14 protein-coding genes and 3 tRNA genes are annotated in these 14,218 nt (G+C 64.2%); 11 read left to right on the top strand and 6 right to left on the bottom strand.

Going from position 1 to position 14,218, the window contains the following annotated elements; translation table 11 throughout:
• Positions 1 to 168: 168 nt before the first annotated feature.
• Together ACFOKF_RS07740 and rsmD are read left to right on the top strand one after the other, a co-directional pair.
• A complete protein-coding gene (locus ACFOKF_RS07740; protein ID WP_449325391.1) occupies positions 169 to 1,545 on the top strand; it encodes a pseudouridine synthase in 1,377 nt (458 codons plus the stop codon).
• Positions 1,542 to 2,081 carry a 16S rRNA (guanine(966)-N(2))-methyltransferase RsmD gene (gene rsmD / locus ACFOKF_RS07735; RefSeq protein WP_380794637.1) on the top strand — a complete coding sequence of 180 codons (540 nt, stop codon included), beginning with the start codon at positions 1,542 to 1,544 and terminating at the stop codon, positions 2,079 to 2,081. Before ACFOKF_RS07740 ends, rsmD begins: the two co-directional genes overlap by 4 nt.
• A gap of 20 nt (positions 2,082 to 2,101) precedes the next feature.
• On the opposite strand, the gene ACFOKF_RS07730 is transcribed toward rsmD, so the two are convergent.
• Positions 2,102 to 2,548 carry a globin domain-containing protein gene (locus tag ACFOKF_RS07730; RefSeq protein ID WP_380794635.1) on the bottom strand — a complete coding sequence of 149 codons (447 nt, stop codon included), beginning with the start codon at positions 2,546 to 2,548 and terminating at the stop codon, positions 2,102 to 2,104.
• A 110-nt stretch (positions 2,549 to 2,658) separates the two neighbouring features.
• On the opposite strand from ACFOKF_RS07730, the gene ACFOKF_RS07725 reads away from it, so the two are divergent.
• Complete coding sequence (locus ACFOKF_RS07725) at positions 2,659 to 3,135, top strand: Rrf2 family transcriptional regulator (RefSeq protein ID WP_380794633.1); 477 nt, start codon at positions 2,659 to 2,661, stop codon at positions 3,133 to 3,135.
• On the opposite strand, the gene ACFOKF_RS07720 is transcribed toward ACFOKF_RS07725, so the two are convergent.
• Positions 3,095 to 3,505, bottom strand: coding sequence for a Fe-S oxidoreductase (locus ACFOKF_RS07720; protein WP_380794630.1), 411 nt, complete (start codon positions 3,503 to 3,505; stop codon positions 3,095 to 3,097). The two genes, ACFOKF_RS07725 and ACFOKF_RS07720, sit on opposite strands and share 41 nt — an antisense overlap.
• A gap of 123 nt (positions 3,506 to 3,628) precedes the next feature.
• Entirely contained in the window at positions 3,629 to 4,027 is a 399-nt protein-coding gene (locus ACFOKF_RS07715; RefSeq protein WP_380794628.1) for a GFA family protein, read from the bottom strand.
• Between the two features lie 102 nt (positions 4,028 to 4,129).
• Between ACFOKF_RS07715 and ACFOKF_RS07710 the strand changes: the two genes are divergently transcribed.
• Positions 4,130 to 6,406: an ATP-dependent helicase gene (locus ACFOKF_RS07710; RefSeq protein ID WP_380794626.1), complete on the top strand. Its 2,277-nt coding sequence runs from the start codon at positions 4,130 to 4,132 to the stop codon at positions 6,404 to 6,406.
• Complete coding sequence (locus ACFOKF_RS07705) at positions 6,403 to 6,900, top strand: GNAT family N-acetyltransferase (protein ID WP_380794623.1); 498 nt, start codon at positions 6,403 to 6,405, stop codon at positions 6,898 to 6,900. Before ACFOKF_RS07710 ends, ACFOKF_RS07705 begins: the two co-directional genes overlap by 4 nt.
• Positions 6,901 to 7,125: 225 nt before the next feature.
• Here the strand turns inward: ACFOKF_RS07705 and ACFOKF_RS07700 are convergent.
• The 3 genes from ACFOKF_RS07700 to ACFOKF_RS07690 form a co-directional block, all read right to left on the bottom strand.
• Positions 7,126 to 7,201, bottom strand: a tRNA-Ala gene (locus ACFOKF_RS07700).
• A gap of 117 nt (positions 7,202 to 7,318) precedes the next feature.
• A tRNA-Ala gene (locus tag ACFOKF_RS07695) sits at positions 7,319 to 7,394 on the bottom strand.
• 88 nt (positions 7,395 to 7,482) lie between these two features.
• On the bottom strand, positions 7,483 to 7,821 hold the full coding sequence (locus ACFOKF_RS07690) for a TIGR02300 family protein (RefSeq protein WP_298395674.1): 339 nt from the start codon (positions 7,819 to 7,821) through the stop codon (positions 7,483 to 7,485).
• A 145-nt stretch (positions 7,822 to 7,966) separates the two neighbouring features.
• Between ACFOKF_RS07690 and aroA the strand changes: the two genes are divergently transcribed.
• The 6 genes from aroA (at position 7,967) to ACFOKF_RS07660 (ending at position 14,141) form a co-directional block, all read left to right on the top strand.
• The gene (gene aroA / locus ACFOKF_RS07685) at positions 7,967 to 9,307 is read left to right on the top strand and encodes a 3-phosphoshikimate 1-carboxyvinyltransferase (RefSeq protein WP_380794620.1); all 1,341 of its coding nucleotides are present in this window, start codon (positions 7,967 to 7,969) and stop codon (positions 9,305 to 9,307) included.
• A gap of 224 nt (positions 9,308 to 9,531) precedes the next feature.
• Positions 9,532 to 10,980 carry a hypothetical protein gene (locus ACFOKF_RS07680; RefSeq protein ID WP_380794618.1) on the top strand — a complete coding sequence of 483 codons (1,449 nt, stop codon included), beginning with the start codon at positions 9,532 to 9,534 and terminating at the stop codon, positions 10,978 to 10,980.
• 15 nt (positions 10,981 to 10,995) lie between these two features.
• Entirely contained in the window at positions 10,996 to 11,625 is a 630-nt protein-coding gene (cmk, locus tag ACFOKF_RS07675) for a (d)CMP kinase (RefSeq protein ID WP_380794615.1), read from the top strand.
• A gap of 175 nt (positions 11,626 to 11,800) precedes the next feature.
• Positions 11,801 to 13,513: a 30S ribosomal protein S1 gene (gene rpsA, locus ACFOKF_RS07670; RefSeq protein ID WP_380794613.1), complete on the top strand. Its 1,713-nt coding sequence runs from the start codon at positions 11,801 to 11,803 to the stop codon at positions 13,511 to 13,513.
• 181 nt (positions 13,514 to 13,694) lie between these two features.
• A complete protein-coding gene (locus ACFOKF_RS07665) occupies positions 13,695 to 13,985 on the top strand; it encodes an integration host factor subunit beta (RefSeq protein ID WP_298397459.1) in 291 nt (96 codons plus the stop codon).
• Between the two features lie 70 nt (positions 13,986 to 14,055).
• Positions 14,056 to 14,141, top strand: a tRNA-Leu gene (locus ACFOKF_RS07660).
• Positions 14,142 to 14,218: the final 77 nt, after the last annotated feature.

Genomic DNA, 14,218 nt, shown 5'->3' with positions numbered 1-14,218 from the left:
AGTCCGCCCTGAGTCCGCCATGCACCAAAGAAACGCCATGCTCGCGCATCGGGTTGCCAGAGGACAATATCTGTCCCCCTCGCCCAAGCGCCGGAGCGGCACATTTCAGCCTGTTGCTGGCTTTCCACCGATATGGGAAGGACCAGTGCGTTAATAAAGGAACTGCCCGTGCAACCGCCGAAAAAATCTGGACCGCCCCGCAGGGCAGGACCCGGCGGTCCCAAACGCCCCGGCGGCCCCGGCAACAAGCGCCCCGGCGCGCCCCGCAATGGCGACGCGAAACCCCGCTTCGGTCGCGATGAAGGCGGGCGCAGCGAACGCACGAAGGCGGATGGAGCGCGCTTTGGCGCGCCCAAGGATGCCCGCGGCGGCCGGGGCGAAGGCGAACGGACCGAGCGCCCCCGCGCCGACCGTGGCCGGCCCGACCGGGCACGACCGGAAGGATCGCGTTTCGGCGCGCCCAAGGATGCGCGCGGCAATCGCAGCGAAGGCGAGCGGGCGGAACGTCCGCGCTTCGAGCGTGGCCGCCCCTACAAGGACCGATCGGAAGGATCACGCTTCGGCGCCCCGATACAGGCGCGTGGCGAACGGGGTGAGAGCGAGCGTCCCGAACGCGCGCGCACCGATGCGCCCCGTTCGACTGCGCCGAGAGGTGCACGGCCGCAGCGCGTCGAGGGCGATCGCGCCGAGCGCCCTCGTTTCGATCGCAGCCGCGCCGACGCGCCGAAAAGCTATCCCCCTCGCAGACCCGGCGGCAAGAAGCCCGCTCCCACCGGCCCGGCCAACCCGCATCCCGCCCATGCGGAGGGCAAGGGCGAGCCGCAGCGCATCGCCAAATTGCTGGCCCGCGCCGGTGTCGCCTCCCGCCGGGAAATCGAACGGATGATCGAGGAAGGCCGGATCGCCAGGGATGGCGTCGTTCTGGATACGCCCGCAACGCTGCTGACGTCGCTGCATGGCGTCACGGTCGATGGCGTGCCGGTCGCCGCGCCCGAACCCACGCGCCTGTTCCTGTTCCACAAGCCGACCGGCTATCTGACCACGGAGCGCGATCCGGCCGGGCGGCCGACCATTTATGACCGCCTGCCCGCCGACCTGCCGCGCCTGATGCCGATCGGCCGGCTGGACATGAACACCGAAGGACTGTTGCTGCTGACCACTGATGGCGAGTTCAAGCGGCAGATGGAATTGCCCGCGACCGGGGTGCCGCGCACCTATCGCGCGCGCGCCTTTGGCGAGGTCAGCCAGCAGCAGCTGGAGGATCTGTTCGACGGGCTGGAGATTGACGGCATTCGCTACGGCCAGATCGAGGCCAATCTGGAGCGGCGCACCGGCCGCAACCAGTGGATCGAAATGACCCTGACCGAAGGCAAGAACCGCGAAGTGCGCCGGGTGCTGGAGCATCTGGACCTGAAGGTGAACCGTTTGATCCGCACCAGCTATGGCCCCTTCTATCTCGGCGAGTTGCCGATGGGCGCGGTGGAAGAAGTGCGCCCGCATGACCTGGCCCAGTTCCGCGCCAGCCTGAAAGGCGCAAAGGCATGAGGATCATTTCGGGCCAATGGCGCGGCCGCCCGCTGACCGCGCCCAAGGGTGACGCCACCCGCCCCACCGGCGACCGCACGCGCGAGACGCTGTTTTCGATGCTGACCAGCCGGATCGGATCGTTCGAGGGGCTGGCGATCGGCGATTTCTTCGCCGGATCGGGCGCGCTGGGTTTCGAGGCATTGTCGCGCGGCGCGGCGACCTGTCTGTTCGTGGAGCAGGACAAGCCGGCGCTGGACGCGATCCGCGCCAATGGCGACCGGCTGGGCATCCGCCCCGACATTCGCGCCAGCAGCGTTATGGCGCTGGGGCCGGCGCCAAAGCCGCTCGACCTCATCTTCATGGACCCGCCCTATGATACCGGCGCGGGTCAGGTGGCGCTGGACAAGCTGGCGCGACTGGGATGGACCAGCAGCGCAACCTGGGTCAGCATCGAAACCGACCGGCGCGAGGATGTGGCGGTCAAGGGCTTCGCCGTCGACGCCGTGCGCGATGTCGGCAAGGCGCGGATCACATTGCTGCGCGCGGAGGACTGAACCGGCGGCGCTGATGCTGGTCAGGCAGCGGCCGCATATGCCTTTGCCTCTTCCGCGATGAGCAGATTGGCGAGGAACTGATAGGCTTCCGCCCAGGCGGCCAGCACATCATCTGTCGCTATGTCTTCGCCCAGCACTTCGCGGATCGCGGGCAGCAGGGCGGCGGCGACCTTGGGATAATGGTCCGGCTTCACGCCGGTATCGACATGGCGCGCGACCATGCGGGCGACCGCGCCGCCCAGCGCTTCGAGCTTGTCGATATTTTCGGCATAGCCAAGGATCGCTGCCGCCAGCCTCTTGGGCTGCTCGCCGCTTTCCTGTGCGGCGGCATCGAACATAGCCTTCACCTCTGCATCTTCGAACAGCCGCCGATACATGGCGGTGGTGATGGCCACCCCATGCTGGCGCAGGGCCGGGCCGGTCGATTTCACGATGGCGATAGTCTGTTGAGACAGGGAAGTGGACACCTGATGAACCTTTCTGCGGAGTCGATAAGGTGTATTTAATTTACATCTTTTAAGATGTAAACAGGATATATGTTTGAAAGCTGCGCGCCACGGCACTATCGGATGATGCCATGCAACTGACCCGCCACACCGATTATGCGCTGCGCGTGCTGATCCATCTGGCGGCGACGCCAGCGGCGCGCGCGACGATCCCGGAGATTGCCGACGGCTATGGCCTGTCGCGCAATCATCTGATGAAAGTGGTGCATCATCTGGGTCAGGGCGGCTTCATCGCCACCCAGCGCGGCCGCGGCGGCGGCTTCACGCTCGCGCGGCCCCCGCAGGAAATTAGCATCGGCGCGGTGGTGCGCCATAGCGAGCCGGATATGAGGATGGCGGATTGCCCGTCCTGCGCGATCCGCCCGGCATGCGGCCTGTCTGGCATATTGGCGGAGGCGACCCATGCGTTTCTGGCGGTGCTGGACCGTTACAGCCTAGCCGATGCCGCGCGCGACCGGCGCGGACTGGCGGCGCTGATCGCCGCCCTGCCCGCGCCGCCGCAAAAGATTAACGCGGCTTGCGCGCCTTCCCTGCCTCACCGGGATTGATGCAACTGTCCTGCACCGTGCGCGAACAGCGCGGATAGTCTTTCGCTTCGGTCGGCGGCGGGGTCATGTTGCCGCCCACCGTCACCGGATTGGCGGACGAACCGACCGGCGCGCTCGGATCCTTGGGCACATCGGCGGGCGCGGGCGTCATGCCGGTATCGGCCGGCACTGCGCCCGTCGGCTGGCCGGCATTGGGATCGGCAGCAGTCGCCGGATCAGCCGCAGCAGGCGGCGCATCGGCCGGCGGCGGCGACGTCATCGCATCACCGGGTGGCAGGCTGCTGGGCGCGGGCGTCTGCCGCGCCATTGCCGCGCCCGTCATGGTGGTGAAACTCAGCAAGGCCGCGCCTGCCAGCATGAACGTCTTCATCGGGATTTCCTTCCTATGTTCTCGCCCCGTTTGCCCACTCAGGCAGAAGAGAAAACCGGAAGCGCCATCCCGTCGTTCCTTACGCTGGCGACCGAATGTGCCGCATCCGCGCCGGGCCGCGCGTCACGGCCCTTCAGGATAGCGTTCGAAGCCGGGAATATCCTGCATATGCGGCATCCATGGCATCGCTTCGGCCATCTGAATCTGGGCCTGCGGCGGCAGGGCGGCGGGATCGTCCAGCGTCGCGGTCTGAATGTCGATCGCGCCGGGGAAGATGACCGGATTGGTGTAGAACAGTCCCGTCCCGCAAGTGCCGCAGAAATGGCGCGTGGCGTTTTCTGATGACTGATAACGGACGGGTTCGCCGCTGATCGTCACCTTGTCTTCCGGGAACAGCGCCCAGCCGACCATCGGCGCGCCAGCGCTCGCCCGGCAATCAGCGCAATGGCAGAGCGCGCTATAGGCCGGGTCGCCGTCGGCTTCGTAACGGATCGCCCCGCATTGGCATTTGCCTGTCAGCATCGCTCATCTCCCTTGCATGATTCGCCTTTTGTTCTCATAGAAAGCCGGTCGCCGCAAGGGGCCGCCCTTGCCCATCCTTCCCCCTGTCCCTAGTTGATCCCGATGACCCTGCCAGCGCCCTCCCCCAATGATCCGCCCTATCTCAAGGGCCTGAACGAACCGCAGCGGGAGGCCGTGCTGACCACCGAAGGGCCGGTGCTGGTGCTGGCCGGCGCGGGTACGGGCAAGACGGCGGCGCTGACCGCGCGGCTCGCCCATCTGATCGGCACGCGCCGCGCCTGGCCGTCAGAAATCCTGGCCGTCACCTTCACCAACAAGGCGGCGCGGGAAATGCGTGCGCGCGTCGGCAGCATGATCGGCGACGCGGTGGAGGGCATGCCCTGGCTCGGCACCTTCCACGCGATCGCCGCAAAGATGCTGCGCCGCCATGCCGAACTGGTGGGGCTGCAATCCAATTTCACCATCCTCGACACCGACGACCAGTTGCGCCTGATGAAGCAGCTGATTCAGGCCGAGGGGATCGATGAAAAGCGCTGGCCGGCGCGCCAACTGGGCGGGCTGATCGACCAGTGGAAGAATAAAGGCTGGACGCCCGAAGATGTCGGCGCGGGCGAGAGCGAAGGCTATGCCCATGGCAAGGGGCAGAAGCTCTATGCCGCCTATCAGGCGCGCCTGCGCGAGGTGAACGCCTGCGATTTCGGCGATCTGCTGCTGCATGTGCTGACGATCCTGAAAAAGCATCGCGACGTGCTGGAGCAATATCAGCAGAAATTCCGCTACATCATGGTGGACGAATATCAGGACACCAACTCCAGCCAGTATCTCTGGCTGCGACTGCTGGCCCAGACGCGCAAGAATATCTGCTGCGTGGGCGATGACGACCAGTCCATCTATAGCTGGCGCGGCGCTGAGGTGGCCAATATCCTGCGTTTTGAAAAGGATTTCCCCGGCGCGACGATCATCCGGCTGGAGCAGAATTATCGTTCCACCCCCCATATATTGGGCGCGGCGTCCGGCGTGATCGCAGAAAATGGCAATCGGCTTGGCAAGACCCTTTGGACCGACATTGACGTTGGCGAGAAGGTGAAGGTCGTAGGCGTGTGGGACGGACCAGAGGAAGCCCGGCGCGTCGGCGAGGAAATCGAAGCGATCGAGCGTAGCGGCGGATCGCTGGACGAAGTCGCGATCTTGGTCCGCGCCCAGCACCAGACCCGCGAGTTCGAAGATCGCTTCATCCAGATCGGCCTGCCCTATCGCATCGTCGGCGGCTTCCGTTTCTATGAACGGGCCGAAATCCGCGATGCGCTGGCCTATCTGCGCCTCGTTAACCAGCCGGCCGATGATCTGGCGTTCGAACGGATCGTCAACGTCCCCAAGCGCGGCCTGGGCGACAAGGCGGTGGAGAAGCTGCATCGGCTGGCGCGGGCGGAGGGCATTCCGCTGGCGCTCGCAGCGGCGCGCATCCTGGACACTGACGAACTGACGCCACAGGCGCGCCGGTCGCTGGGCGCGTTCATCGGCGACCTGGCGCGCTGGCGCGACCGGGCGGCGCAACTGCCCCATGCGGAGCTGGCCCGGCAGATATTGGACGAAAGCGGCTATACCGCGATGTTGCAGGCCGAACGCACCACGGAAAGCGCCGGCCGGCTGGAAAACCTGTCCGAACTGGCCCGCGCCATGGAAGAATATGAAACGCTGGGCGCGTTCCTGGAACATGTGTCGCTGGTCATGGATAATGAGGCGCAGGCGGATGAGCGCAAGGTCACGATCATGACCATCCACGCCGCCAAGGGGCTGGAGTTCGACACGACCTTCCTCGTGGGCTGGGAAGAAGGTGTCTTCCCTTCGCAACGCGCGCTGGACGAAGGCGGGCAGAACAGCCTGGAGGAGGAACGGCGGCTCGCTTATGTGGCGATCACCCGCGCGCGCAAGCGCTGCACCATCCTCCACGCCGCCAACCGCCGCATCTATGGCCAGTGGACCAGCAGCATTCCTTCCCGATTCGTCGGTGAATTGCCGCCCGAACATGTGGAGGAGGAAAGCAGCATGTCGGGCGGCGCATCGCTCTGGCGCGCCAACTGGTCGGAACGGGACGATCCCTTCGCCAATGTCGCGCGCGGATCGGGGCGCGGACCGGGCTGGCAGCGGGCGCAATCGTCGGGCCAGTTCAGCCGTGAGCCGGTGCGAATCGTAGAGGCGCGCGCGTCGGCCGTGTCGCTGGGTAATAAGGGGCGCAGCGACATGAGCGTGGGCCAGCGCGTGTTCCATCAGAAATTCGGCTATGGCAGCGTTGCGGAGATTGAAGGCAACAAGCTGGAGATCGATTTCGAGACGGCCGGGCGTAAGCGGGTGATGGACAGTTTCGTGTCGCTGGCATGAGCGATCCGGTCTGGCGGCCGATGCGACGGGCCGACCTGCCGGCGGTCAAGGCGATCTCCGACGCGGTGCATGGCGCCTATACGGAGGATATGGCGGTCTATGCCGAACGGCTGGCGCTGTATCCCGACGGGTGCAAGGTGCTGGAGCGCGACGGAAGCCTGCTCGGCTATCTGATCGCCCATCCCTGGCGCAGCGATGCGCCGCCGGCATTGGGCAGCCTGCTGGGCGCGATTCCTTCGTCAGCGGACATATATTATCTCCATGATCTGGCGCTGCTCCCCGATGCGCGCGGCAGCGGCGCGGGGGCCAGCGGAACTACGGCGGCAATCGCGCAGGCGCAGGCGGCGGGCTATGCACGCATGATGCTGATGGCGGTGGCCGGCGCGGACAGTTTCTGGGCAAGACAGGGCTTCACGCGCCTGCCCGGCCGAATCGCCTCCTATGGCGAGGAAGCCTGCCTGATGGAGCGACGGGTCCAGGCAGGAGTGGCGTAGCCCTCCGCCGTTCAGGCTGAGCCTGTCGAAGCCCTGCTCTTTCTTGCCAGCGTCGAAAGACAGCCCTTCGACAGGCTCAGGGCGAACGGATTTATGAATAGTGCGTGCGCGCGCAAGCTACCGCTGGCCTGATGGGATAGAATGTGGGGAGATGTTTGTACCCTCGCTTGCGCTCGGGAATTTTTCGGGAAAATGTCCCCCGGACATTTTCTCTATCCAAAAAATTGGTGGAGCCTAGCGGGATCGAACCGCTGACCTCCTGCATGCCATGCAGGCGCTCTCCCAGCTGAGCTAAGGCCCCATCGTTTGCAGCCTGATGCCGCGCCCAAATGGACTGGACCATGTCCGGCAATGCCGTCGGTCTAATGTCTATCATCCTTGCAGCATCGCTGCTCGGGCGTTTCGCCAAAGGCGAAACTGGTGGAGCCTAGCGGGATCGAACCGCTGACCTCCTGCATGCCATGCAGGCGCTCTCCCAGCTGAGCTAAGGCCCCGTAACCAGTGAAGCGCCGCTTGGGTCCGGCGCTTCGGAGGTCGCTGCCTCTAGGGTCAGGCGACCCCGTTGGCAAGCACAAATTTCAATTAATTGTCGTCGTCGTTATCGTCGCCGCCGGCGTCGACGCCCAGGTCGTCATCGCCGCCCAGATCGACGTCATTGTCCGGCGAATCGCCGTCGTCATCAACGTCCAGATCGATGTCCAGATCGTCGTCAGCCGTTTCCAGCTCGCCATCGGCGGTTTCGATCACCTTCTTGGGCGCAGCTTCCTCATAAGGCAGCGGCTGCTTCGACTTCAGCACCGGCTCCGGTTCCCAGGCGGTGTTGCAGTTGATGCAGACAACCGGATCGTCCTTGCCCAGATCGTAGAAGCGAGTCGCGCATTTCGGGCAGGTCCGCTTCGTGCCCCATTCAGCCTTCACCATGTCCGGCCTGTTCCTTCTTCGATGCTCAAACAGAAATCACGCGGCGCAACGGAGTTGCCCGCGAAACGTCGCGCGCCTTGCCATAGCGGGGCGGCGCTGTCAAAAGCCGCTCGCATTTTTTCGGTTCCATGACAACGGATACTGCGTGACCCATCATAGCGATCAGCCCACCCCCAAGACCTTCACCGCCGCGCCGCCCCTGTCCGGCAGCGTCACCGTGCCGGGCGACAAGAGCATTTCCCACCGGTCGCTGATGCTCTCGGCGCTGGCCATCGGCGAAAGCCGGGTCGAAGGACTGCTGGAGGGCGAGGATGTGCTGGCCACCGCCGCCGCCATGCGGGCGATGGGCGCGACCATCACCCGCGACGAAGACGGCGTCTGGCATATCCATGGCGTGGGCGTGGGCGGATTGCTTCAGCCTGAAACGGCGCTCGACATGGGCAATAGCGGCACGTCCACCCGCCTACTGATGGGCCTGCTGGCCAGCCATGATCTGACCGCGACCTTCGTGGGCGACGCATCCTTGAGCAAGCGACCGATGGCGCGCGTGACCGAACCTCTCGCGCGCATCGGCGCCAGCTTCACCACCAGCCCGGGGGATCGCCTGCCACTGACGATGAAGGGGGCCTGCCCCGCCGTCCCGCTCGATTACACGCTGCCGGTCGCATCGGCGCAGGTGAAATCGGCGATCCTGCTTGCCGGCCTCAATACCCCCGGCATCACCCGCGTCGTCGAGCCGATCCCGACCCGCGACCATAGCGAACGCATGCTCAAAGGTTTTGGCGCGGACCTGCGCGTCGAAACCCAGGCGGACGGCGCCCGCATCATCACGCTGGTCGGCGAAGCGGAACTGAAGCCGCAGAACATCGTCGTGCCGGGCGACCCCTCCTCCGCCGCCTTCCCGATGGTCGCGGCGCTGCTGGTCCCCGGATCGCAGGTGACGATCGCCAATGTCGGCCTCAACGCAACGCGCGCGGGCCTGATCGATCTGCTGCGCGACATGGGCGGATCGATCGAGATCGTGAATGCCCGCGAAGTCAGCGGCGAACCGGTCGGCGACCTGATCGTCACCGCATCCGCATTGAAGGGCGTGGAGCCCGATCCGGCGGGCGCGCCCAGCATGATCGACGAATATCCCGTCGCCTTCATCGCCGCCGCCTTCGCCCATGGCCGCAGCGTCTTCCGGGGTCTGGAGGAATTGCGCGTCAAGGAATCGGATCGCATCGCCACCATGGCCGAAGGATTGCGCGCGATCGGCGTGGCGGTTGAGGAACTGGAGGACGGCATCATCATCGAAGGCAGCGGCGGCGCGCCTCTGCCCGGTGGCGGGCCGATCGCCACCAAGCTGGACCATCGCATCGCCATGAGCTTCGCGGTGGCGGGCCTCGTTTCGAAGGATGGCGTCACCATCGATGACATGCGCCCGGTGGCGACCAGCTTCCCAACCTTTCTGCCATTGCTTCAGTCCCTGGGGGCGATTGGCTGACAACAGGCTGATTTTACTGGATTGACTTTATCCCCCGGCCAATCGAGACCCCGCATCGGGGAATTGAATAGCCGGGGGATTTCTACATGGTATTTCGTGGGTCGGCATTTGCCGCAACGATGGCGCTTGCCGCAACGCTCAGCGCACCCGTCAGCCAGGCGGCCGAGCCGGCAGCGTCGAAGGAACCCTCCTTCTACATTCAATGCGACGGCAATCCCAACAACATGGCCGCAGGCGAAACGATCGCACGCTTCATCGGCGCCGTTACACTGCTGGCGCTGTTCGCACCGTCGCCCGAAACGCCTGACCCGTCGAAGCGCAAATTCGGCGCAGCCGGTGTCGATGCGTGCAACCAGTTGATCGACAGCGCCACCCCCGAAGGCAATATCGTACGCCGCCTGCCGCTGATTCTGGCGCGGGCGCTCCACCGTATAGAAGCCAAGGATTATGCGGGCGCCATCAAGGATACGGAACTAGCCCGCCATGAAGCCGTGACCGCCGGTCTGGCCGACAATCCCTATTTCAAGCGGTCCATGGGAATGTCCATCGACCTGATCGCCGGAAGCGCCGCCCTGCGGCACGGCGACATGGCCCAGGCCATCAAGTTCAACTACGCACCCGCTCAACAACTGCCCGACAGCTATTATCCGCTGTTGGTGCCACGAAACCAAGTCGCCTTTTCGCCAGAGGCGCAGGCCGAAGAAATTCGCACAAGCGCGCTGATCGCCCGCCTGTCGCCGCTGCAAATGTGGCGCCTCGCGAACGCCTATGCCGAAAACGCCCGCTTTGCCGATGCAGCCACTGTGTTGCAGCAGATGAATGACTGGCGCCGTTCTCTGGTGGAAAAGCCCGATGAAGTCGATCTGGGCTTCAGCCTATCCAATATCGCCCTTTATCAGGCTTTGGCAGGCAACTGGACCGCCGCCGACGCAAGCGCAAGCGAGGCCCGGCGACAGGTCGACCGCCGCAAGCTGGAGGGGCGCGCCGTCGATGGCGAGGCCGCATTCGTGGAATTGCTGGATCTGCTCGATCTGTTGAAAAAGGCGCATGCAGGCCAGACGGATGAAGCCCGCCGCCTGTTCGTCGGACGATCCCGCTGGGTCGGAGCGAATTTCGGTCAACTGGCCCCAATCATCAGACAGTTGCGCGAGGGAGCCCGCCCTGACCAGTTGACCGGCCCGCTGGCCCAATCACCCGAGGGGGCTTGGCAAAAACGGCGAGACGAACAACTTGCAGCGCTTATTCAGTCCGACACGGACAACAAAACGCTGTTCAAGCTGTTGCTGCCTTATGCATCCGTCGGTGATTACGAATCCATGTCCGGAAAGGTTTGGAACCTTAAAGGCAAGTCGCTGCTAAATCCCAACCCTGTGGACAAGACCGGCTATCACGCAGCCAACGCCCTGATCGCAGGACCAATGACCCAGCCCGACGTGATGCTGCTCCATTGTGCGCTCAAGGCGAAAGCCCTCGGTAAGAACGGAATGGTGTTTTTCGTGCATTTCAACAATCCAAGCCATGGCTTCGTCCGTTTTGGCAACCGGGGCGAAGAAGGCATGATTGATGCACTTTTCATTGACGCCGACGCCGTCATCGCCGAATTGGCGCCGATCATCCCTTCACCAACCGACCTTGCCGGCCGACGTGCCGCGAGGGCCAAAACCGCCAGCTAGCAGGATTGCTTCATCATGATCATCGCCGTCGACGGACCCGCCGCATCGGGCAAGGGCACCATCGCCAAGGCGCTGGGGCGGCATTATGGCCTGCCCGTGCTCGACACCGGGCTGCTCTATCGCGCGGTCGGCCTGTCGGTGCTGAAAGCCGGCGGCGACCCGGATCATGAGGAAGACGCGCTGGCCGCCTGCGGCTTTGACGACGCGATCCTGGCCGATCCGGCGCTGCGCAGCGAAGCGGTGGGCAGCCTCGCCTCGCGCGTGTCCGTGCACCAGAGCGTGCGCGACGCGCTGATCCAGCGGCAGCGCGATTTCGCCACCCAGCCGGGCGGAGCGATCCTGGACGGGCGCGACATCGGCACGGTGATCGCCCCGGACGCCAACGCCAAGATCTTCGTCACCGCCAGCGTTAAGGTGCGCGCGGAACGCCGCTTTCAGGATGCGCTCAACCATGGCGGCCATCCCGACATGGATTCGCTGATCGCCGACATTCAGGCCCGCGACACGCGCGACATGAGCCGCGATCATGCGCCGCTCAAGCAGGCGGAGGGCGCGGACTTGCTAGATACGAGCGATTTGACTATAGACGCCGCCGTCCAGCGGGCGATCGCGCTTGTGGACGCTCAGCTTGAAGGTCGCCCCTGAGGGATGACCCGATAAGGCGCGCGGTGTTTCCGGGCGCCCTTTTCGCTTTTCAAGGATCGAGCGTTCCAACGCCCAACCCCTTGGATACTGGGCAGATATTCGGTTTGCCTAGTAGTTTGGCCAAAGACCATCGGACACAACCGATTGGCCAGCAATGATGAACGAAGGACCTTTTATGGCCTCTGTGGCATTCCCCTCGCGCGACGATTTCGCCGCGCTTCTCAATGATTCTCTCGGTGGTGAAGACGGCGGTTTCGAAGGCCGCGTCGTCAAGGGCACCGTTACCGCCATCGAAAACGACCTGGCCGTCATCGACGTAGGCCTGAAGTCGGAAGGCCGCGTGCCGCTGCGCGAATTCGCTGCGCCGGGCCAGAAGGCTGACCTGAAGGTCGGCGACGAAGTCGAAGTCTATGTCGACCGCGTCGAAAACGCCCATGGCGAAGCCATGCTGTCGCGCGACCGCGCCCGCCGCGAAGCCGCCTGGGACAAGCTGGAAGCCGAATTCACCGAAAGCGCCCGCGTCGAAGGCGTCATCTTCGGCCGCGTCAAGGGCGGCTTCACCGTCGACCTCGACGGCGCCGTGGCCTTCCTGCCCGGTTCGCAGGTCGACATTCGCCCGGTTCGCGACGTCACCCCGCTGATGGACATTCCGCAGCCCTTCCAGATCCTGAAGATGGATCGCCGCCGCGGCAACATCGTCGTGTCGCGTCGCGCCATTCTGGAAGAAACCCGCGCCGAACAGCGCAGCGGCCTCATCCAGACGCTGGCCGAAGGCCAGATCATCGAAGGCGTCGTCAAGAACATCACCGATTATGGTGCGTTCGTTGATCTGGGCGGCATCGATGGCCTGCTGCACGTCACCGACCTGTCTTACAAGCGCATCAATCACCCGAACGAGATGATCAACATCGGCGACACCGTCCGTGTTCAGATCATCCGCATCAACCGCGACACGCAGCGCATCTCGCTGGGCATGAAGCAGTTGGAAAGCGATCCTTGGGAAGGCGCCAGCGCCAAGTACCCGGTTGGCGCCAAGCTGTCGGGCCGCGTCACGAACATCACCGAATATGGTGCGTTCGTTGAGCTGGAAGCCGGCATCGAAGGTCTGGTCCACGTTTCGGAAATGTCTTGGACCAAGAAGAACGTTCACCCCGGCAAGATCGTTTCGACCAGCCAGGAAGTCGAAGTTCTGGTCCTCGAAGTCGATCCCGAAAAGCGCCGCATTTCGCTCGGCCTCAAGCAGGCCCAGTCGAACCCGTGGGATTCGTTCGCCGAACGTCACCCGATCGGTTCGACCGTCGAAGGCGAAGTCAAGAACGCGACCGAATTCGGTCTGTTCATCGGCTTGGACGGCGACGTGGACGGCATGGTCCACATGTCGGACATCGCATGGGGCATTTCGGGCGAAGACGCGCTGGCGCTGCACCGCAAGGGCGAGACGGTTCAGGCCGTCGTTCTCGACATCGATGTCGAGAAGGAGCGCATCAGCCTCGGCATGAAGCAGCTTGAGCGTGGCGGCCCGGCCGCTGGCGGCACCACCGCCGCTGCTGCTGGCCTGAACAAGAACGCGATCGTCACCGTGACCGTTCTGGAAGTCCGCGACGGCGGCCTGGAAGTCCAGGCTGGCGAAGATGGCGCCACCGGCTTCATCAAGCGCAGCGACCTGGGCCGCGACCGCGACGAACAGCGTCCGGAACGCTTCCAGCTCGGCCAGAAGTTCGACGCGATGGTGACGGGCTTCGACCGCGCCAAGAAGCCGACCTTCTCGGTCAAGGCGATGCAGATCGCCGAAGAGAAGCAGGCGGTTGCGCAGTATGGCTCGTCCGACAGCGGCGCGTCGCTGGGCGACATTCTGGGCGAAGCGCTCAAGGCCAAGAGCGAAGGCTAAGCCCTTCCTCCTGCCCACAGGCAAGAAAACAGCCCGCCGGACATCCAGTCCGGCGGGTTTTTTCTTATTTGGGACATATGTCCTTTTGAGAACGAAACGATCTTCTTGCTGCCTGATTGTCAACGGCTTTCCGAATCTCTATTATGGCGGCGGGGTACAGCAGAGGGGCGCTGGAGAACCAATGATCCGTTCGGAACTGATACAGAAACTGGCCGAAGAAAATCCCGGCCTGAATCTCCAGGAAGTAGAGAAGATCGTCGATCTTTTCTTCAAGGAGATTGTCGATCGACTGTCTTCGGGCGGGCGAGTCGAACTACGCGGCTTTGGCGCGTTTACGACCCGATCGCGTGATGCGCGGACGGGCCGCAATCCCCGCACCGGCGAACAGGTGCCGGTTGACGCCAAGCGCGTGCCCTATTTCAAGCCGGGCAAGGAAATGCGCGAGCGGCTGAACGTCAAGGGCGCCGCCTGACATCAACTGCCGCTTGACGGGTCGCGCCGCACCCTTCAGGGGTGGCGCGACCGCGCATCTGCGCGGCCAAGCGGACGTGGCGAAATCGGTAGACGCAGCGGACTTAAAATCCGCCTTCCCCTGGAATTGCGGGTTCAAGTCCCGCCGTCCGCACCATCCTGCAAGCAATGATGGCCATTTCCGTCTAATTTGACGCAAGGGGTGGCAATTCCGTTCGCCAGCCGCAATGATGG

Source organism: Sphingobium rhizovicinum (genome assembly GCF_042647625.1).
In the GTDB taxonomy this organism is placed as follows: domain Bacteria; phylum Pseudomonadota; class Alphaproteobacteria; order Sphingomonadales; family Sphingomonadaceae; genus Sphingobium; species Sphingobium rhizovicinum.
The sequence above is the reverse complement of the archived record's forward strand: the minus strand, read 5'-3'. Positions and strand labels throughout refer to the sequence as shown.

Bases quoted from the DNA above. Each gene is read 5' to 3' on its own strand.
- ACFOKF_RS07710 (WP_380794626.1), top strand. From the start codon at position 4,130: ATGACCCTGCCAGCGCCCTCCCCCAATGATCCGCCCTATCTCAAGGGC.
- ACFOKF_RS07690 (WP_298395674.1), bottom strand. From the start codon at position 7,821: ATGGTGAAGGCTGAATGGGGCACGAAGCGGACCTGCCCGAAATGCGCG.
- ACFOKF_RS07680 (WP_380794618.1), top strand. From the start codon at position 9,532: ATGGCCGCAGGCGAAACGATCGCACGCTTCATCGGCGCCGTTACACTG.
- ACFOKF_RS07720 (WP_380794630.1), bottom strand. From the start codon at position 3,505: ATGAAGACGTTCATGCTGGCAGGCGCGGCCTTGCTGAGTTTCACCACC.
- ACFOKF_RS07725 (WP_380794633.1), top strand. From the start codon at position 2,659: ATGCAACTGACCCGCCACACCGATTATGCGCTGCGCGTGCTGATCCAT.
- ACFOKF_RS07705 (WP_380794623.1), top strand. From the start codon at position 6,403: ATGAGCGATCCGGTCTGGCGGCCGATGCGACGGGCCGACCTGCCGGCG.
- rsmD (WP_380794637.1), top strand. From the start codon at position 1,542: ATGAGGATCATTTCGGGCCAATGGCGCGGCCGCCCGCTGACCGCGCCC.
- ACFOKF_RS07665 (WP_298397459.1), top strand. From the start codon at position 13,695: ATGATCCGTTCGGAACTGATACAGAAACTGGCCGAAGAAAATCCCGGC.
- cmk (WP_380794615.1), top strand. From the start codon at position 10,996: ATGATCATCGCCGTCGACGGACCCGCCGCATCGGGCAAGGGCACCATC.
- ACFOKF_RS07715 (WP_380794628.1), bottom strand. From the start codon at position 4,027: ATGCTGACAGGCAAATGCCAATGCGGGGCGATCCGTTACGAAGCCGAC.
- rpsA (WP_380794613.1), top strand. From the start codon at position 11,801: ATGGCCTCTGTGGCATTCCCCTCGCGCGACGATTTCGCCGCGCTTCTC.